Origin of the sequence: Photobacterium sp. CCB-ST2H9 (assembly GCF_023151555.2) — a bacterium.
In the GTDB taxonomy this organism is placed as follows: Bacteria; Pseudomonadota; Gammaproteobacteria; order Enterobacterales; family Vibrionaceae; genus Photobacterium.
Genome location: NZ_CP100425.1, coordinates 2,477,223 through 2,496,650, shown reverse-complemented (window position 1 = coordinate 2,496,650; position 19,428 = coordinate 2,477,223). Strand labels below are relative to the sequence as shown.

The window sequence follows — 19,428 nt, the reverse complement described above, 5'->3', positions numbered from 1 at the left end:
ACGGTTATTCTACCTTATGGCCGTGGTGCTCAGTGGCAGGAAGGTTGACCACAGGGATTTGGTCCAGATTCCAGCGCCAGCTTTCAGGCGTCGACTCGACAGGGATCATCTCAATACAATCTGTCGGGCAAGGGGCCACACAGAGATCGCAGCCAGTACATTCTTCTTTAATCACGGTATGCAGTGCTTTCGTTGCACCGGCAATCGCATCGACCGGACAGGCCTGAATACACTTGGTACAGCCAATACACATATCTTCGTGAATGAACGCGACTTTTTTGATGCTTTTTTCCGCATCATGGGCTGAGTCTTTAACTTCAACACCCATCAGGTCGGCCAGTTTTTCAATAGTTGCCTGGCCACCCGGCGGGCATTTATTGATCTCATCACCGTTGGCTATGGCTTCGGCATAAGGTCGGCAACCGGGGTATCCGCACTGACCGCATTGTGTCTGCGGTAAAATCGCATCAATTTGTTCCACAATCGGATCCGCTTCGACTTTGAAACGAATCGCGGCAAAACCCAGAATCAGTCCGAAGATCGCTGCCAGAATTGCGATAGCGATAATGGCAATTAAAATTCCACTCATAACTACAGTTTCACTAATCCGGTAAAGCCCATAAAGGCAAGCGACATCAAACCAGCCGTGATCATCGCAATGGATGCGCCTTTGAATGGTGAGGGAACATCCGCAGCAGCAATCCGTTCACGCATCGCCGCAAAGAGCACCAGAACCAGAGAGAAACCGACCGCGGCACCGAAACCGTATACAACAGACTCAATGAAGTTATGGCGTTCGTTGATGTTGAGCAACGCGACACCAAGCACCGCACAGTTTGTTGTGATGAGTGGGAGAAAAATCCCCAACAGGCGATACAGCGTCGGACTGGTTTTGTGTACAACCATCTCAGTGAACTGGACGACAACCGCGATGACCAGAATGAAGCTTAAGGTTCGCAGGTACTGAATCCCCAGCGGCTGAAGGATATAGGCTTCAACCAGATACGCGCAGACAGAGGCCAGGGTCAGCACAAAGGTCGTCGCCAGTCCCATGCCAATTGCAGTTTCCAGTTTTTTTGAGACGCCCATGAAAGGGCACAGTCCAAGAAATTTGACCAGAACAAAGTTGTTGACTAAAACAGTGCCGATCAGAAGGAGCAGGTATTCCGTCATACCATCTTTTTTAATGCTTGCCAGTAATCCAACCATTATCTGCCTTTGTGATGGCTATAACAACTCCTCAGCGCAGGGGTTTTTCAAGGTTGCTGTTTTTTTCAGCAAAATTTGAGTCAGATTTGGGTGAAAAATCGATTTGGTTCTTGTGAGAAAAAAAGCACTTGATCTTTGTTAAAGCAGAGGACACAAGGGGTTGGCTCACTTATCCACGGAAACTGTGGATAAGTATGTTGATTGAGTTCGGGAAAATCCATTTTTGATTAAATTTCATTCTGAGTTGTTACTTTGTAATCGATATCATGCTTTGGTGCTAATGCACTGTTTCATAGGCGTAAGGCGATCGTCAAAAATATGGCGAGGGTTGATTTGAATAGATGCTCTAGACGCAGAGATCAGCAAGTTGGGCTTGTGCATTAAAAAATACAGACTGAGGATATGCTGTGGATGAAGTTGTATTCCCAGAGGGAATGCTGATGCAGGTAATCCGATGTGTTTATCACATTTTTTTGACGCCGGAGACATCAAAGAGAGGCGTATTAAGGTGCGTGATACTACGCCGATAATAAGGTCGGGTCAACCACTGATTTTATCTTTCTTGGTTGACAACCATGACGGCGGCAGCACAATGGGAACAGAATCTTTTCTGTACCTTTTCTGGAATTTGTCATGAGTAAAGCGTTCAATCTGGCTGCCGCTTTTGCCCCTGCGGGAGATCAGCCCACGGCTATACATCAGTTACTGGAAGGCCTGGATTCGGGTCTCGCTCACCAGACCCTGCTTGGTGTGACCGGGTCTGGTAAAACCTTTACCATGGCGAATGTGATCGCTTCCGCGAATCGTCCCACACTGATTCTTGCACCCAATAAAACGCTGGCAGCACAGCTCTACGGTGAGATGAAGGAGTTCTTCCCGAATAATGCCGTGGAATACTTTGTGTCTTACTACGATTACTACCAGCCTGAAGCCTACGTGCCCTCAACCGATACTTTTATCGAGAAAGATGCTTCCGTGAATGCGCACATTGAACAGATGCGTCTTTCTGCAACCAAAGCGCTGATGGAACGCAGGGATGTGGTGATTATTGCTTCTGTTTCTGCCATTTATGGTCTGGGTGATCCGGATTCATATCTCAAGATGATGTTGCATGTGCGTCGCGGTGATGTACTGGACCAAAGGGATATTCTGCGTCGTCTGGCAGAACTGCAATACACCCGGAATGATTTGGCATTTGAGCGCGGTACCTTCAGGGTACGAGGCGAGGTCATCGATATTTTTCCTGCGGAGTCTGAAAACGATGCGATACGGATTGAGCTCTTTGATGATGAAGTGGACTGTATCAGCAGTTTTGACCCGCTGACAGGTGCGGTGATCCAGAAAGACTTACCGCGCGCAACCATCTATCCGAAAACGCACTACGTTACACCGCGTGAACGGATCCTGGAAGCGGTCGAGCACATCAAAACCGATCTGGAAATTCGCCGGAAACAGTTGATTGAGAATAATAAGCTGATTGAAGAGCAGCGGATCACGCAGCGTACTCAGTTTGACCTGGAGATGATGCACGAGCTGGGGTATTGCTCGGGGATCGAAAACTATTCCCGTTACCTGAGTGGCCGGGCCGAAGGAGAACCGCCTCCGACGCTGTTTGATTACCTGCCGCCGGATGGCCTGCTGATTATTGATGAATCTCACGTGACGGTTTCGCAGATTGGTGCGATGTTCCGCGGTGACCGCTCCCGGAAGGAAAATCTGGTGGAATACGGGTTCCGCCTGCCTTCGGCTCTGGATAACCGGCCGCTGAAATTTGAAGAGTTTGAGTCTCTGGCCCCACAAACCATTTATGTTTCGGCAACGCCCGGCAATTATGAACTGGAAAAATCCGAAGGGGATATTGCAGAGCAGGTGGTGCGTCCGACGGGCTTGCTGGATCCGGAAATTGAAGTTCGTCCTGTTGCAACCCAGGTCGATGATCTGTTGTCTGAAATCCGGATCCGGGAAGCGAAGAATGAACGGGTCCTGGTCACAACGCTGACCAAGCGCATGGCGGAAGATTTAACCGAATATCTGGATGAGCATGGGGTGCGGGTGCGTTACCTGCATTCTGACATTGATACAGTCGAACGTGTTGAGATCATTCGCGATTTGCGACTGGGCGAATTTGATGTGTTGGTGGGGATCAACCTGCTCCGGGAAGGTCTGGATATGCCGGAAGTGTCTCTGGTCGCGATTCTGGATGCAGATAAAGAAGGCTTCCTGCGTTCAGAGCGCTCACTGATCCAGACGATTGGTCGTGCAGCGCGAAACTTATCCGGGAAAGCGATTCTTTATGCTGACCGCATGACGGGCTCCATGCAGCGGGCTATTGGCGAGACTGAACGCCGTCGTGAAAAACAACATGCATATAATCTGGAACGTGGGATTACGCCGCAGGCACTGAACAAGCAGGTTGCTGATATTATGGAGTTGGGCCAGGGACGTACCCGACGCGCCAGTAAAGCGGAGCAATTACATAAAGTTGCTGAACGTAAGGGCAGCTACAGTGTGATGTCTCCACAGGAGCTGGAAGTTGAAATCCAGAAACTGGAAGCCCAGATGTACGATATGGCGCAGAATCTGGAATTTGAAAAAGCAGCTCAGCTGCGGGATCAGATTCATGCACTGCGGGAACAGTTTATCGCGAACAGCTAAACTGATGGTTGTGATCCGGAGGCAGCAACATTGTGCCTCCGTTGTCTCTTGCCAAATTTCAGGTAAAAAAAAGCCAACCGCAAATATGTTCGGTTGGCATCATTGTTTAAGTGAAAATATTCCACAAACAACGTCAGTTGGCTAGGTTGACTCTATCAGAGTCGTATTTATAGATGCACTAAGTGTGCCAACTTTTTTTGCCTGAGCAAAAAGACGTGATTTCGCATTTTTCCCCACATTCCTCGCGCAAAAAAGTTATACTGAATATGTTGTTTTGCATTTTGCAAACCGATTTGCAATGCGAAATAGTAAACTGCAAGGGACAGGGAAAATTTGCAGGTCACTATTTTTCTATTGATTACAATTACATCAATATTGTCTGCATCGGAGGATGAATGGATAGCAAGCAGAAAGTGCGGCAGGTATTAATGGTCGAAGACACGGCGTCTGTCGCGGCCTTATATAAATCCTACCTCAATCCTCTCGGGCTGAATGTAAATATCGTCGGGACAGGGGCGGATGCGCTGAAGGCGATGAAAGCTTCGGTACCTGATTTAATTCTGCTGGATTTGCGTTTACCGGATATGACCGGCATGGAAGTGCTTGAAGATGTCCGCGGTAATCATCCTGAACTGCCTGTCGTGATCATGACGGCACATGGCTCCATTGATGTTGCGGTGGAAGCGATGCGTTTTGGCGCAAAAGATTTCCTGATCAAACCCTGTGAAGCTGACCGGTTACGTATTACGGTGAACAATGCGCTGAAGCGTGACAAAGACGACAGCAAAACACGCACAAACCTTACGCAAGGTGCGCAATATCAAGGGTTTATCGGAACCAGCTTACCGATGCAGGCGGTTTATCGTGTGATTGAGTCGGCCGCTTCCAGCCGGGCGACCGTGTTTATCACCGGTGAAAGTGGTACAGGGAAAGAAGTGTGTGCTGAGGCGGTTCATGCAGCAAGTCCGCGTTCGAACATGCCTTTTGTCGCTCTGAACTGTGCGGCAATTCCAAAAGAACTGATTGAGAGTGAACTCTTTGGTCATGTAAAGGGGGCTTTCACCGGCGCATTGACTGAAAGGCAGGGAGCTGTCGAACTGGCGAACAAGGGAACACTGTTTCTTGATGAGCTTTGCGAAATGGATCTTGATTTGCAAAGCAAATTGCTACGGTTCATTCAAACGGGTACGTATCAAAAGGTCGGATCCTCGGTGACCAATTCGGTGGATGTCCGTTTTGTCTGTGCAACGAACCGGAATCCCTGGGAAGAAGTGAAGCAGGGGCGTTTTCGGGAAGACCTGTATTATCGTCTGCATGTGATTCCGATCAGTTTGCCGCCTCTACGTGAACGTGGTGACGATGTCATTGAAATTGCTCATGCTTTGCTGGGACATATTTCAGTGGAGGAAAGTAAACGGTTCTGCCGGTTCTCTCCCGAGGTACTTGAACGCTTCCGTCAGCACGCCTGGCCGGGTAATGTTCGAGAGCTGCAGAACGTGATCCGTAATATCGTTGTACTCAATGATGGTGAAGAAGTACTCACACAAATGCTCCCGCCATCGGTATCCTCTGATTCTGGCGCCGAAATTGCATCATCGAAAAGAGAGCCCACCTCTTCTGTATCAGAAGCCGGGGCGGTGCATCAACATATGGGTACACCGTCAGCGGTGACTCCTGGCCAGATAGAGCCTTTGTGGCAAGTAGAGAAGCGGACGATTCAGCATGCAATTGCTGCCTGTGACGGGAATATTCCGAGGGCAGCAGGATTACTGGAAGTCAGTCCCTCTACGATTTATCGAAAGTTACAGGCTTGGCAAGAGGCCGAGAGTAGTCAAAGGGAGAGCGATTAAATGACTGCCATGATTAATCAAGCAACACTGAAGAAACTGGCTGAAGAAGTTGGTCAGGAAACTGTTGCACTCTTGCTTGAAGTATTCAGCGGTGAGTTAGAGCAGTACTTACAGCAACTGGCTGAACAGCCCAGCGTGATGCAAATCAGAGAGATCAGCCATGCGATTAAAAGCAGCGCTGCCAGTTTCGGAGCTGATGACCTGGCGCAAATGGCCCAGGAGTGTGAATCACGTGTCAAACAGGGGCAAGAAAACTGGGTGAGTGAACACTTACCTGAGCTGCAGAAGTTAGTGGGCGATATGGCTGAGCAATATCGTCATCTAGCTTCGGATCAGGAGGCTTTCAACCGCATTTTTTAGCATCTGTCTGTCATGACGCCATTCGTGGTTGCGGGAGGCAAACTCCCCAACCACTTGGTCATATTCAGCGGAAAGTTCTGGTCTGTGTTTATCGGACAATAATCCATCGATCTTCCTTCCGCCCATTGCCCTTTCACACCAGTGAATCATGGTTTCCATCGACATGTTTCCCGCCGGGCCATTTTCTTTGTCTAAATTGGTGATGAAATAAACCGGCGCTTTGCAGACTTTCAGTTCGTGGGCGAGATCGCTCAGTAAGAGCGGCGGCATCACACTGGTCAGAAAACTGCCTGGACCCAGCAGGATCAGGTCGGCTTGTTTGATCGCCGACAGGGCTTCTTTTGTCGCTGGCACAGAAGGCTCGATCAGCAGACGTTTCGGCACTTGCTGTAATTCATCAATACTGGTTTCCCCACTGATAATACTGCCATCCGGTAACCAGGCTGCCAGATCCGTCGGGTGCTCAGACATCGGCAGAATGTGAGTTTCGACGTGCAGCATTTCCCGGATCAGGTTGATGGCCTCCAGCGGGCGAATACATAAATTATCGAGTGCTGTCAGGATTAGATTTCCCAGATTATGGCCGTTGAGATCGCCATCACCTCGGAACCTGTATTCAAAGAGCATTGAACCAATTGAAGGCTCAGTGATCAGCTGATTGATACAATTTCTAGTATCGCCCCAGGCTATTCCCCCCATTGAGGCACGAATACGACCGGTCGATCCGCCATTATCTGTTGTGGTCACAATACCGGTGACGTTCGAACCGAAAGCAGAGAGGGAAGACAGGATGCGCCCCAGTCCGTGACCGCCACCGATCGCGACAACTTTATGACTGGAATAGATGGATTGGCTGGCCATTATGAATCATGCTCTTAGGTAATCAAGGGGTCCGGAACAGTGTACTCAAGGCTGGACAGTGAGGAAAGGGCATTGGATAAATTGGGTGACAAGCAGGGAAGTTTGGCAGCCAGTCATGCGCTCTGTCATGACTGATCCGCCGGAATTACTTAATGGTTTTGTTGCATAATGCTTTGCAGATAATCATAAGTGTCCAGGCAATCAGGCGATGTGAGTAATGCCTGTTTCTGGAAAGCCGGCATTGGCAACAACTCCAGCCAGCGCTGGCATAACCAGCTTAAATTGTTGAGATACTTCGTTTGATGCAATTTATCCAGCTCAGGATGATTCTTGAACATGGTTTTCAGTTTGTCTGCCAGTTGCTGCTGATCTTTATTGAGCGTCATATCCGGCCACTGAGGAATGTCTTCAGGCTCTGCGTAAAAAACGCCGTTATCAGCCTGGTTCAGCGATTTGATTCTGAAATTGTTATGTCCGTATAAGGTCGCGATCAGGGCACCATCTTCACTGGAGATGTCAAAATCTTCAACAGTGACATGCGTGCCGATATAACAAAAGTGCTGGCCATGTTCATCTTCGTCAAACATGCAGATACCAAACCCATTTTCTGATGCCAGGGCAACTTTAAATGTTTCCATCTGGCTGCCAGGTGGGATTCGTACCGGGATCCGACCGCCAGGCAGGATATGGCGTTGTTGAAATATCAGTGGGATCATGTCACTCATAGTCGGCTCCAATTTGTCATTTTCATTGGACTTTTTGTCTTATCGACGTTGCTTCATATAAACACTGCAATTTAGATGCCGGATTTTCGACCCCACAGCAGGACAGTCACAGAAATGTCATTGTTCTGACATGCAAATCGCTTTGCATTCTGCAAAATCAATCTGCAAATTGCGTCCTCAGCAAGATGTTCGCGTGCAATCTCAGAACTATTTCTGATTGGCGATGATTTTCATCGCCGCATCACTGGGCAGCAGCTCAAGGTGATTCTGCTCGTCAAAGTACCAGCCTTTGATGAGCCCTTTAGAACGCATATCAATGAAACTATCGATGACCTGTCTGGCTTGCGTACGGGCAAGCTTTGCATCTATGCCTTCTTCCCTTTGTAAGTACAATGCAATGTCTTCAACAGTCGCGGATTCAACGATGTCTGACATAAATTCCCCCTTGACTCGTACCGGTCAACAAGATTACTCCTTAGTAGTATTGTCGCATCCTTGAGCTAGGGGTAGACTTAAAAAGGTAATTCTCAATTATTTGTCAATCAGAGCTAATCTCTGGTAGTGTGAATTTACAACGCTGTTGTGTGTTTTCTGTAAAGAGTGTGACAGTTCTTTGTAAAATATTCTGACATATACGCATAACTGCCATCATAACTCCGAGCGGCCCCCTCTAAGTCATCCGTGATATGAGGTTGTCGCCAGTGAGCAGCTGCACGCTGCTTCACTCAGGGCAAGTTCAGAAATGGGCTCGCCTCCCGTATTTGGAAAGGTGTTCCGTGGCTCAACAATTTGAAGATAGCTTCCAGCGCAAGTTCTACTATTTGCGCTTATCCATTACTGACGTCTGTAATTTCAGATGCACCTATTGTCTGCCGGACGGGTACCATCCTGAGCAAGGAAAGAAACCTTCATTTCTGACTTTGGATGAAATCCGTCGAGTGACCAAGGCATTTGCTGACTGTGGGACAACCAAGGTCAGGCTGACTGGGGGAGAACCCAGCCTGAGACGTGATTTCAAAGACATCATCCATACAGTTGCTTCTCAGCCCGGTATCGAGAAGGTGGCAACCACCACCAATGGATACCGGATGGCAAAGCATGTTCATGAATGGCGACAAGCCGGCCTGACGCAAATCAATGTCAGTGTTGACAGTCTGGATCCGCGTCAGTTCCATCTGATTACCGGTGAGAATCTGTTCCATACGGTTATGGCCGGCATTGATGCTGCCTTTGAGGCCGGTTTTGCACAGATAAAAGTGAACACTGTGCTGCTGAAAGGCATGAATGCGGAGCAGCTACCGCAGTTTCTTGCCTGGATTAAAGATCGCCCAATCCAGCTCAGATTTATCGAACTGATGCAGACCGGAGAAATGGATGATCTGTTTCAGCGCTGCCATGTATCCGGCGTCAGTATCCGAAATACGCTGATAGCCAATGGCTGGCTCCTCCGGCCGAGAGGTCTGAACGATGGGCCTGCTCAGGTTTTTTACCATCCCGATTACTTAGGCGAAATTGGTCTGATCATGCCTTATGAGAAAGGCTTCTGTACGACCTGTAATCGCTTGCGTGTCTCTGCCCGCGGAAAATTACATTTATGTCTGTTTGGTGATCATGGCGTTGAACTCCGCGATCTGCTCGCAGAAGATAATCAGCATGAGGCGTTGATAACACGCATTCGCGGTGGCCTGACAGACAAATCGGTCAGCCACTATCTGCTGGAAGGTGATACCGGGATGACGCCGCATTTAGCCTCAATTGGCGGATGAAGAAATTTCCTGAAAATCTGAATAGAAGAGAAGTAAATGACTGAACTGACTCATATTAATGCGTCGGGCGAAGCCAATATGGTGGATGTATCCGGCAAAGCGGAAACGGTTCGTGAAGCAAAAGCGGAAGCGTTTGTCTCAATGTCTGAAACAACGCTGGCGCTTATTTTGTCTGGCCAGCATCACAAAGGGGATGTCTTTGCGACGGCGAGAATTGCGGGGATCCAGGCTGCCAAGAAAACCTGGGATTTAATTCCGCTTTGTCACCCGCTGCTGTTGTCGAAAGTTGAAGTGCAACTGGAAGCTTTACCAGACAGTAATCAGGTCCGGATTTTGTCTACCTGTAAGCTGGCAGGTAAAACCGGTGTTGAAATGGAAGCGTTAACAGCGGCGTCTGTAGCTGCACTGACAATTTATGACATGTGTAAAGCAGTCCAGAAAGATATGGTGATCGGACCGGTAAGATTGCTTGAAAAAAGCGGCGGTAAGTCGGGAGACTTCCGTATCGGGCAACAGACTCAGGGAGCAGAACAATGATCACTGTTTTATTTTTTGCTCAGGTGCGTGAGTTGGTGGGGGAAGATAAGCTTGAGCTGCCGAATGAGTTCTCTGATGCCGAAGCAGTTCGCCAGCACTTGTCATTACGCGGAGATAAATGGGCAATCGCGCTTGATAGCACAAAGCTGTTAACGGCGGTCAATCAAACGATCTGTTCTACAGACACCCTGTTAAAAGACGGTGATGAAGTTGCATTCTTTCCGCCGGTAACCGGAGGTTAACCCATGTCAGATCATACATTATTGACAGATGTTGTCCGCGTACAGCCTGAAGATTTTGATGTCGGAATCGAATATCAATTACTGGCACAAAACTCTCAGGCCGGTGCGATCGTCACTTTCACCGGCCAGGTCCGGGACATGAATTTAGGTGAGTCAGTCACCAGCCTGACGCTGGAGCATTATCCTGGGATGACGGAAAAGTCACTGGCATCCATTATCGAGCAAGCGAAATCTCGCTGGTCGTTGTTCAAGGTGACTGTCATCCACAGAATCGGCCATTTAACTTCAGGCGATCAGATTGTCTTTGTTGGCGTATCCAGTGCTCATCGCGGGGCAGCTTTCCAGGCTTGCGAATTTATCATGGATTATCTGAAAACAGAGGCGCCTTTCTGGAAGAAAGAAGTGCGGGAAGGCAAGTCAAGCTGGGTCGATGCAAGGGAGAGTGACCAGCAGGCGCGGGAGCGTTGGTAGCTGTTCGTTGTTGCGGGAATGTTACGGCCGTGTTTTCCTCTCTGATTTTGAAATGATGGGGGAAAACACCTTATTTTGACATTGATCCAGATATTAAAGCTACATTCTATTTGATCTGCATAACTTCACCTCTGTTTTAGTTCCCTTACTGGGTTTTTATTTCAATCATTTTTGCATATGATTTCTCCATCTGTGCATAAACAGCAGATTTAACCATCCCGCCATTTTACCTGCGAATTTATGCTCACCAAACAAAAGCAAACATAGTTTTAACATCAGGAAGTGTGAAAACCGACACTTTTTTATTGTGTGAGTTAGTCCGGTGACCCAGAAAGTTCCAAAAAAAGTTTATATCTTTTTAAGTGATATTTTTCATTTATTATAACCATATCGCATTATTGTGTTGTTTCTTTTTGTGAATAAAAAGTAAAATAAAGTTAATGAAATCCATAACAAGTAAATAATAATTCACCAAAAATGACTAAACATTCCACATGGATCGTGATCACACTTTCGGTTTTGATGGATTTTTATACTATTTTGTAACCTTATTGTTGAAATGTTCTATTGCGTGCTCATTCAGTGCCTGTTAAGTTTTTGTCGTCCTTGGATGGGGCCGAATAACATAAAATCGTTACAGGAATGTAAAATGAAAAAGACACTTTTAGCAGTAGCAATTCCTACCTTACTGATTGCCAACGCAGCGAATGCTTATGAACTTGTCAACGAAGAAGGAAAATTTGTTGATTTTTACGGCCAACTGCGTACTCAAGTTGAAAAATACGAAAATAAAGATGTAACCCTGAATGCTGGTTCTTCTCGCGCTGGTGTGAATGCTAAGTATGCAGTCAATAATGACTTGGATGTTATTGGAACCGCAGAATTCAGCCTTGGGTTCAAAGAAGATTCTTATGAGATTAAGAACCGCTTGCACTTTGCTGGTTTCGCTACAAAAGGCGGTACGTTTACTTTTGGTCGTCAATTAGTTTCAGCTGATGATGTTTGGGGGGCAGATTATTCCTACTTCTTTGGTGGTACAGGCATTGGCCTGACTGCAGAAAAACTTTCAGGCGGTAAACATGATTCTGCGATCAAGTACAAGTTTGAAGGTGAGAGCTTTTGGGTAAACTCAATTTATGGTCTGTCTGAGGATGACACAAACCCAGAGCTAGCTGAATTGTATGTTGGTACAAGTGTCGGGAACTTCAACTTGCACTTAGGTGGTGGTTACAACCGCGACAAAACTTTCTCCGTAGGTGAGAATAAGACGACATCAACTGTAGCACTTGATACCGACAACAACGGTACTATCGATGGTGTTACGACAGTTACAAATAAGACTGACGTTACTGCGGATATCAAAAACACTTATTTCGAAGGTACTGTCGAAGGTACGTTTGGTCCTGCCACTGTTGGTCTGACTTATAATAACAGTTCATTTGAGCAAGACGGTGTCAATCGTACGCTTGATGTCGATAGCATCATGCTGGCAGCCTCATATAGCGTTGCAAGTAATGCAAGTATCTATGGCGGTTATGAGTTTACGAATTTTGATGCGAAAGACCAAGGGAAGAGTCTGTCAGAAGATTACACCGTAATCTATCTGGGCGGTGTTTATCATCTGAACAGCTGGTCACGTGTTTATGCTGAATATGGTTACGCAGACGGTACAACGCTTGCTTATGAGAATAATGAAGCGAACATTACTGTTGCACGTGGCGTGAAAGATGCGGAAAACTCCTTCGCAGTTGGTTACCGTGTTTACTGGTAATCACAATCGCTAAAAGCAGTTTGTAACTTGCAAAGACTACTGCCTTTGAACCCGGTGCCCTGGCGCCGGGTTTGTGTTTTCAGGACATAAAATTGCAAGAACAAAAAATAGCCCCGTAATGGGGCTATTTCTTACCATAAGAGTCACTGACGTCAACTGACCTTATTTTGTGCTTTCTTCTTTCACTTTCCGGGCTGGTGGCATGTAGCCATGACGGACTCGTGAAGGGCTGGGACGCGAAGCGCCACCCGCTGGTCTCATAGTTTCGCTCTCAATCACTAACGGAAATTTCAGGAACAGGTTGTATTGGCATCGTGTACAACTGCTGCTGGTTGAATAACCTTGCCAATAGCGCAGATATTAGCGCTAAACATCCGGCTGAGATACATGAAAATTGCGTTGAAATGCTAATGTGAAAACAAAATCTAACAGCGTTTTTTTTATATATTTTTGTTCTTAGAAACAGCGTTCAGCAGAGCAGGAAATGTTGTGCCATAGTTAATTATCTGTGGCGACCTGCCACAGTGATGATTGCACGGACAATGCAGACAGAAATGTCCTCAATGGTCATGTGCTGTAAACGGGTGTCATGATGCAGTCATTGATTCATAGATCTTCTGTTTTTCTGGGAGGAGTTATGAAGCACAGACGCGTTTCGAATAAAAGAGTGAAGCAATTACTTGAAGAGATTGGAATCCGTGATTCGTCGGGCGATGCAATGAGTGAACCACACGGCACGTTGCGTGAAGGAAGACGATCGCAGCCTCGAGATGACGACAGACATTTTTCCATTGAAACTGATCGAAAATAATTGTCATTTCATATCAAAAAGCGTCAGTTTTGGCGCTTTTTTTGTGGGCATTGATCAACCTTTCCTATCTTTCTCGTTGAATGCATTCAAACAATAATGTTCCCACGGATAAAAATAGCACAAAAATGAATTAATATGTGTTTTGAGTGTATTTTTATTAATGTTATCAGGATGTTTAGCTGCATCAACTGTTTGGACCAGATATTGTGGGTAAATGCTCTGTTTGTCTATTTTTGCTCAGATTTTTTATCTGTACTAATCGTTTTTATGAGGTGCGATCTCTGTTTTTGTGATGATTTTATGGCAAATATTGTTAGTTACTGTTAAAGTTGCCAATCAATTCTTCGGTTAAATCATCATTGATAATTGGAATAACAATGCATGATAACGGTTATCATTAACCTGACCTTAGAAAGCCATGGACGCAATGAAATAATGTATTGGAGATAATGCATGTTTAAGAACAAAATTACTCAGGCACTATTACTGAGTGCAGGCGTTAGTGTTGCAGCCGCTTCTTTTTCTGCAGTGGCTGCACATGTTCCTGCTGGTGTGAAACTGGCCGATAAGCAAGAACTGGTACGTGGTAATGGTACCGAAGTTGCTTCGATTGACCCTCACAAAACAGAAGGTGTGCCTGAATCCCATGTCATTCGTGATTTGCTGGAAGGTCTGGTCAACCAGGATGCTGACGGAAAAACCGTTCCAGGTGTTGCAAAGAGCTGGGAAACCAAAGATAACCGCACATTTATTTTCCACCTTCGTAAAAACGCAAAATGGTCGAACGGCGATCCTGTGACTGCACACGATTTCGTGTATAGCTTCAAGCGTGTTGTAGACCCTGCCACCGCTTCTCCATATTCATGGTATCTGGAAATGACGACCATGAAGAATGCCGCTGACATCATCGCCGGGAAGAAAGATAAAGACACGCTGGGCGTCTTTGCGGACGATGATTACACGCTGCGAATCGAATTGCAGGAAGCAGTTCCTTACTTCGTGAAAATGATGGGCCACACGACCGTGAAACCAGTCAACCAGAAAGTGGTTGAAAAATATGGTGATGACTGGACCAAGCCAGGCAACTTTGTCGGTAACGGCGCTTTTGTTCTGGACAAGTGGGTCGTGAATGAGCGTATCGAATTGGTTCGCAATAAGAACTACTGGGATAACGAGCACACAGTTATCAACAAAGTGACCTTCCTGCCGATTGAAAACCAGGTTGCTGAGATGAACCGTTTCCTGGCTGGTGAAATCGACTTCACGTACGAAGTACCGAACGAGCATTTCCGTCGTCTGGAGAAAGAGTACCCGAAAGAAATGACCATTACGGGTAACCTGTGTTCTTACTACTACGGCTTTAATAACGAAAAAGCACCATTCAATGATGTTCGTGTTCGTAAAGCACTGACTTATGCAATTGACCGTGACATCATCACTAAAGCACTGTTAGGCCAAGGCCAGAAACCTGCTTATTTCCTGACTCCGGAAATCACTGCTGGATTCGATCCTGTTCAGCCTGACTACGCGAAGATGACTCAGAAAGAGCGTGTTGCAAAAGCGAAAGAACTGCTGAAAGAAGCAGGTTTCGACAGCAGCCATCCTCTGAAATTCACTCTGCTGTACAACACCAATGAAAACCATAAGAAGACTGCTGTTGCGATCGCTTCGATGTGGAAAAAGAGTCTGGGTGTAACGGTTGTGCTGGAGAACCAAGAGTGGAAAACGTACCTGGATAACCGACGCCAGGGTAACTTTGAAGTCACTCGTGCCGGCTGGTGTGGCGACTACAATGAAGCGTCCAGCTTCCTGTCGCTGATGCAGAGCAACAACTCTTCAAACGATCCGCGTTATAAGAGCGAAGCATATGACAAGATCATGGCTCAGGCTCTGAAGTCTACTTCTGATGAAGAGCGTGAAGCGCTGTACGTAGAAGCAGAAAAACAGCTGGCGAAAGATATGCCAATTGCACCTATCTATCAATACGTTAAGCCTCGCTTGTTAAGCCAGAAAGTTGGCGGCTTCCCATATAACAATGCGGAAGAGAAGATCTTCTCGAAAGATCTGTACATTAAAGCGAATTAAGCGCTCGTACTAACCAAAAAAATAAGACCAACTGCATCTCCTTCTGAGAAGGGGGAGATGCAGCATTTCTGTCACAGCTAATAGTCGGTAACAATTATGATTAAGTTTGTTGCAAAACGGATTTTTGAGGCGATCCCAACGTTGTTGGTATTGATCACAATCTCATTTTTCCTGATGCGCTTCGCGCCGGGTAATCCGTTCTCAAGTGAACGCCCGCTTCCACCAGAAGTGATGGCAAACATTGAAGCGAAATATGGCCTGGATAAGCCTGTTTTTGAGCAGTACACCACGTACCTTGGAAATATTCTTCATGGCGATTTTGGTCCGTCTTTCAAATATAAAGACTTTACGGTGAATGAACTGATTCAGGACGCTTTACCTGTTTCGGCTAAAATCGGTTTCTTTGCCTTTATTTTTGCGATGGTGATGGGTGTATCCGTCGGGACCATCGCGGCACTGAAGCAAAATACCTGGGTAGATTATCTGATCATGTCGACCGCAATGGCCGGTGTGGTGATGCCATCGTTTATTCTGGCTCCGGTTCTTATCTATATCTTCGCAATTAACATGCAATGGCTGCCTGCAGGTGGCTGGCAGGGGGGCTCGATTGAGTTCATGCTGCTGCCGATGTTTGGTATGGCGCTGCTGTATGTTGCTACTTTTGCCCGTATTACACGGGGAAGCATGATTGAAACGCTGAACAGTAACTTTATCCGTACAGCCCGTGCAAAAGGACTGAGTTACCCATACATCATTGTCAAACATGCCCTGAAGCCAGCCTTGCTGCCAGTGGTCTCTTATATGGGCCCTGCCTTTGTCGGTATCATCACAGGTTCCGTTGTCATTGAAACCATCTTCGGTCTGCCAGGTATTGGAAAGCTGTTCGTGAATGCCGCCTTTAACCGTGATTATTCACTGGTGCTTGGGGTGACTATTCTGATCGGTACCCTGACCATTCTGTTTAACGCCATTGTGGATATTGTTCTGGCGTATATCGATCCGAAAATCCGCTACTAAGGAAACTGACCGATGATGTTAACTAAAAAAGAAAACGTGCAAGCGGTTGAGAAGTTTTCAGAACAGCTGGAAATTGAAGGCCGTAGTTTGTGGCAGGACGCCCGTACCCGTTTTACACGAAATAAAGCGGCAATGGTCAGCCTGTTTATCCTGTCCCTGATCACACTGGCGGTGATTCTGGGTCCAATGTTCAGCCAGTATGCATTTGATGATACAGACTGGTACGCGCTGCATGCAGCCCCAAGTTTTGGTGAAGAAGGCCATTTATTCGGTACTGATAGTCTGGGACGTGACCTTTATACCCGAACGTTGATTGGTGGCCGTATCTCGTTGCTGGTTGGTGTACTGGGTGCGCTGGTTGCCGTGGTTATCGGAACGTTGTATGGCGCGACCTCTGGCTTTATTGGTGGCCGTACAGACCGTATCATGATGCGTATTCTGGAAATTCTGTATTCGATTCCGTTTATGTTCTTCGTGATTGTACTGGTGACCTTCTTTGGCCGGAATATCATGCTGATTTTCGTGGCGATTGGTGCGATTTCCTGGCTGGATATGGCGCGTATCGTCCGCGGTCAGACGCTTTCTCTGCGAAGCAAAGAGTTTATCGAAGCGGCTCATGTCTGTGGTGTCAGCCGCTGGAACATTATTACCCGTCATATCGTTCCGAACGTTTTGGGTATTGTTGCGGTGTACTCAACATTACTTGTTCCACAAATGATATTGACAGAATCTTTCCTGAGCTTCCTTGGTTTGGGTGTTCAGGAGCCAATGACCAGCTGGGGTGCACTGCTGCAAGAAGGTGCGCAGACAATGGAAATTGCCATCTGGCAATTGATGTTCCCAGCCGCGTTTATGGTCCTGACCCTGTTCTGCTTTAACTATGTTGGTGACGGTCTGCGTGACGCACTGGATCCAAAAGACAGATAAAAACGAAGCAATATTGATTGCCGCTGTTCAGTCTCCCTGCAAATACAGGACTGGATGGCGGCAGGAAAAGGAAGCAAGATATGAGCCTATTAGAAGTCAAAGATCTGCGCGTCGAATTTACCACGCAAGATGGGATTGTCACCGCAGTAAACGATCTGAATTTCTCTCTGAAACAGGGTGAAACTTTGGGTATCGTGGGTGAATCTGGTTCTGGTAAAAGCCAGACAGTATTTGCCATTATGGGCCTGTTGGCCAAAAACGGTAAGATCAGCGGCAGTGCCAAGTTTGAAGGCCGCGAAATTCTGAATTTGTCTGAGCGTGAGCTGAACAGAATTCGTGCCGAACAAATTGCGATGATCTTCCAGGATCCGATGACCTCACTGAACCCGTATATGAAAGTCAGCGATCAGCTGATGGAAGTCCTGATGCTTCATAAAGGGATGGGGAAAGCGGAAGCTTTTGAAGAAAGTGTGCGTATGCTGGATGCGGTGAAAATTCCGGAAGCCCGCAAGCGTATTACTATGTACCCGCATGAGTTTTCAGGCGGTATGCGTCAGCGTGTGATGATTGCAATGGCGCTGCTGTGCCGTCCGAAGTTGCTGATTGCGGATGAGCCGACCACAGCTCTGGACGTGACGGTTCAGGCACAGATTATGGATCTGCTGAACGAACTGAAATCAGACTTTAACACTGCAATTATCATGATTACCCACGATCTGGGTGTCGTTGCCGGCAGCTGTGACAAAGTTCTGGTCATGTATGCTGGCCGTACGATGGAGTACGGCAAAATCAATGAGATTTTCTACCAGCCAGCTCACCCGTATACAGAAGGGTTGCTGAAAGCGATCCCTCGTCTGGATACCGAAGGTGAAGAATTACCAACGATTCCGGGTAACCCGCCAAACTTGCTGCGTCTGCCGGTCGGCTGCCCATATCAGGAGCGTTGCCATCGGGCAACCAGCCTGTGTTCACAGGAAGCACCTTCTTTGCAGCCGTTTGCTGAAGGTCGTTTACGTGCATGTTTTTCTGATGTGGGGACTTGGTAATGCAAGCAGAGAAGAAAGTTTTACTCGATATTCAAGATCTGAAGGTTCACTTTAACATTACGCCGAAGTCTGCATGGCCCTGGACAAAGCCGATGAAACTGAAAGCTGTCGACGGTGTCGGGATTCGCCTGTATGAAGGTGAGACACTGGGTGTCGTCGGTGAGTCTGGCTGTGGTAAGTCTACTTTTGCCCGTGCTGTGATTGGCCTGGTTGAAGCGACAGAAGGCAACGTGGTTTGGCTTGGTCAGGATCTGACGAAGCTGGAACATAATGCGTTGCGTGAAAAGCGTAAAGAGATTCAGATGATTTTCCAGGATCCGCTGGCATCATTGAATCCACGGATGACGGTGGGTGACATCATTGCTGAGCCGCTGAAAACCTTTTACCCGGAGCTGACGGTTGATGAAGTCAAAGCCCGTGTCAAAGAAATGATGAAAAAGGTTGGTTTGCTGCCGAATGTGATCAACCGCTATCCACATGAATTTTCTGGCGGCCAGTGTCAGCGCATCGGGATTGCCCGTGCACTGATCCTGAAACCGAAACTGATCATTTGTGATGAACCGGTTTCGGCCCTGGATGTGTCCATCCAGGCACAGGTCGTGAACCTGCTGAAATCACTGCAGAAAGAGATGGGCCTTAGCCTGATTTTCATTGCACACGACCTGTCTGTTGTGAAGCACATTTCAGACCGTGTGATGGTGATGTATCTGGGGAATGCAGTGGAAATTGGTGAAGGAGAAGCCTTGTTTGCTGAACCGAAGCACCCGTATACCAAAGCACTGATGTCAGCGGTACCAATTCCAGATCCTGAACTGGAGCGGAGTAAGACGATCCAGCTACTGGAAGGTGATTTGCCTTCACCGATGAATCCGCCGTCAGGCTGTGTGTTCAGAACCCGTTGCCCTCAGGCAACCGATACATGTGCTCAGAAAAAACCTCAATTAGAAGGGAATGACGTACATGCGGTGTCTTGTCTGAATGTGCACTGATTTAAGCCTGTGACAGGCTTTAAGCGCGGCGTAAAACCCGCGCTTTTTTTGTTCGCACCATGCGAAACACTGAATAAACCTCAAACTTTCAAGTGTTCTGTTAACA

General features: G+C 47.1%; 18 protein-coding genes and 1 riboswitch. Of the genes, 13 read left to right on the top strand and 5 right to left on the bottom strand.

Translation table 11 applies throughout. The annotated features are described in order from the left end of the window. Positions 1-4: 4 nt before the first annotated feature. Positions 5-589 carry an electron transport complex subunit RsxB gene (gene rsxB, locus L4174_RS11595; protein ID WP_248141023.1) on the bottom strand — a complete coding sequence of 195 codons (585 nt, stop codon included), beginning with the start codon at positions 587-589 and terminating at the stop codon, positions 5-7. Positions 590-591: 2 nt separating this feature from the next. Further along, positions 592-1,173 (bottom strand): electron transport complex subunit RsxA, encoded by a 582-nt coding sequence (gene rsxA / locus L4174_RS11590; RefSeq protein WP_027252796.1) that lies wholly within the window; start codon positions 1,171-1,173, stop codon positions 592-594. Between the two features lie 669 nt (positions 1,174-1,842). Between rsxA and uvrB the strand changes: the two genes are divergently transcribed. The 3 genes from uvrB to L4174_RS11575 all read left to right on the top strand — a co-directional run bounded on the left by uvrB (position 1,843) and on the right by L4174_RS11575 (position 6,074). Continuing rightward, the gene (gene uvrB / locus L4174_RS11585; RefSeq protein WP_248141022.1) at positions 1,843-3,864 is read left to right on the top strand and encodes an excinuclease ABC subunit UvrB; all 2,022 of its coding nucleotides are present in this window, start codon (positions 1,843-1,845) and stop codon (positions 3,862-3,864) included. 395 nt (positions 3,865-4,259) lie between these two features. Then, positions 4,260-5,714, top strand: a complete 1,455-nt coding sequence (luxO, locus tag L4174_RS11580; protein WP_248141021.1) for a quorum-sensing sigma-54 dependent transcriptional regulator LuxO — start codon at positions 4,260-4,262, stop codon at positions 5,712-5,714. Then, entirely contained in the window at positions 5,715-6,074 is a 360-nt protein-coding gene (locus tag L4174_RS11575) for an Hpt domain-containing protein (RefSeq protein WP_248141020.1), read from the top strand. On the opposite strand, the gene yvcK is transcribed toward L4174_RS11575, so the two are convergent. From yvcK to L4174_RS11560, 3 genes are all read right to left on the bottom strand, one after another. Beyond that, positions 6,036-6,935 carry a uridine diphosphate-N-acetylglucosamine-binding protein YvcK gene (gene yvcK, locus L4174_RS11570; RefSeq protein WP_248141019.1) on the bottom strand — a complete coding sequence of 300 codons (900 nt, stop codon included), beginning with the start codon at positions 6,933-6,935 and terminating at the stop codon, positions 6,036-6,038. The genes L4174_RS11575 and yvcK overlap by 39 nt on opposite strands. 149 nt (positions 6,936-7,084) lie before the next feature. Then, a complete protein-coding gene (locus tag L4174_RS11565) occupies positions 7,085-7,660 on the bottom strand; it encodes an LON peptidase substrate-binding domain-containing protein (RefSeq protein ID WP_248141018.1) in 576 nt (191 codons plus the stop codon). A 207-nt stretch (positions 7,661-7,867) separates the two neighbouring features. Beyond that, positions 7,868-8,095: a hypothetical protein gene (locus L4174_RS11560; protein ID WP_248141017.1), complete on the bottom strand. Its 228-nt coding sequence runs from the start codon at positions 8,093-8,095 to the stop codon at positions 7,868-7,870. A gap of 207 nt (positions 8,096-8,302) precedes the next feature. Continuing rightward, a riboswitch (molybdenum cofactor riboswitch) is annotated at positions 8,303-8,448 on the top strand. On the opposite strand from L4174_RS11560, the gene moaA reads away from it, so the two are divergent. The 10 genes from moaA (at position 8,437) to oppF (ending at position 19,322) form a co-directional block, all read left to right on the top strand. Next, complete coding sequence (gene moaA / locus L4174_RS11555) at positions 8,437-9,426, top strand: GTP 3',8-cyclase MoaA (RefSeq protein ID WP_248141016.1); 990 nt, start codon at positions 8,437-8,439, stop codon at positions 9,424-9,426. It overlaps the preceding riboswitch by 12 nt. 36 nt (positions 9,427-9,462) lie before the next feature. Further along, positions 9,463-9,963: a cyclic pyranopterin monophosphate synthase MoaC gene (gene moaC, locus L4174_RS11550; protein WP_248141014.1), complete on the top strand. Its 501-nt coding sequence runs from the start codon at positions 9,463-9,465 to the stop codon at positions 9,961-9,963. Continuing rightward, positions 9,960-10,205, top strand: a complete 246-nt coding sequence (gene moaD / locus L4174_RS11545; RefSeq protein ID WP_248141012.1) for a molybdopterin synthase sulfur carrier subunit — start codon at positions 9,960-9,962, stop codon at positions 10,203-10,205. The genes moaC and moaD overlap by 4 nt, the downstream gene beginning before the upstream one ends. Positions 10,206-10,208: 3 nt before the next feature. Further along, positions 10,209-10,676 carry a molybdopterin synthase catalytic subunit MoaE gene (gene moaE / locus L4174_RS11540; RefSeq protein WP_371929341.1) on the top strand — a complete coding sequence of 156 codons (468 nt, stop codon included), beginning with the start codon at positions 10,209-10,211 and terminating at the stop codon, positions 10,674-10,676. Positions 10,677-11,325: 649 nt separating this feature from the next. After that, positions 11,326-12,447, top strand: coding sequence for a porin (locus L4174_RS11535; protein ID WP_248141011.1), 1,122 nt, complete (start codon positions 11,326-11,328; stop codon positions 12,445-12,447). Between the two features lie 1,264 nt (positions 12,448-13,711). Beyond that, complete coding sequence (locus tag L4174_RS11530) at positions 13,712-15,343, top strand: ABC transporter substrate-binding protein (RefSeq protein ID WP_248141010.1); 1,632 nt, start codon at positions 13,712-13,714, stop codon at positions 15,341-15,343. A gap of 96 nt (positions 15,344-15,439) precedes the next feature. Next, on the top strand, positions 15,440-16,360 hold the full coding sequence (oppB, locus tag L4174_RS11525; RefSeq protein ID WP_248141009.1) for an oligopeptide ABC transporter permease OppB: 921 nt from the start codon (positions 15,440-15,442) through the stop codon (positions 16,358-16,360). A 15-nt stretch (positions 16,361-16,375) separates the two neighbouring features. Further along, positions 16,376-17,287 (top strand): oligopeptide ABC transporter permease OppC, encoded by a 912-nt coding sequence (gene oppC / locus L4174_RS11520; RefSeq protein ID WP_248141695.1) that lies wholly within the window; start codon positions 16,376-16,378, stop codon positions 17,285-17,287. Between the two features lie 80 nt (positions 17,288-17,367). Next, positions 17,368-18,333 carry an ABC transporter ATP-binding protein gene (locus L4174_RS11515; protein ID WP_248141008.1) on the top strand — a complete coding sequence of 322 codons (966 nt, stop codon included), beginning with the start codon at positions 17,368-17,370 and terminating at the stop codon, positions 18,331-18,333. Further along, positions 18,333-19,322 carry a murein tripeptide/oligopeptide ABC transporter ATP binding protein OppF gene (oppF, locus tag L4174_RS11510; protein ID WP_248141007.1) on the top strand — a complete coding sequence of 330 codons (990 nt, stop codon included), beginning with the start codon at positions 18,333-18,335 and terminating at the stop codon, positions 19,320-19,322. Before L4174_RS11515 ends, oppF begins: the two co-directional genes overlap by 1 nt. Positions 19,323-19,428 lie beyond the last annotated feature (106 nt).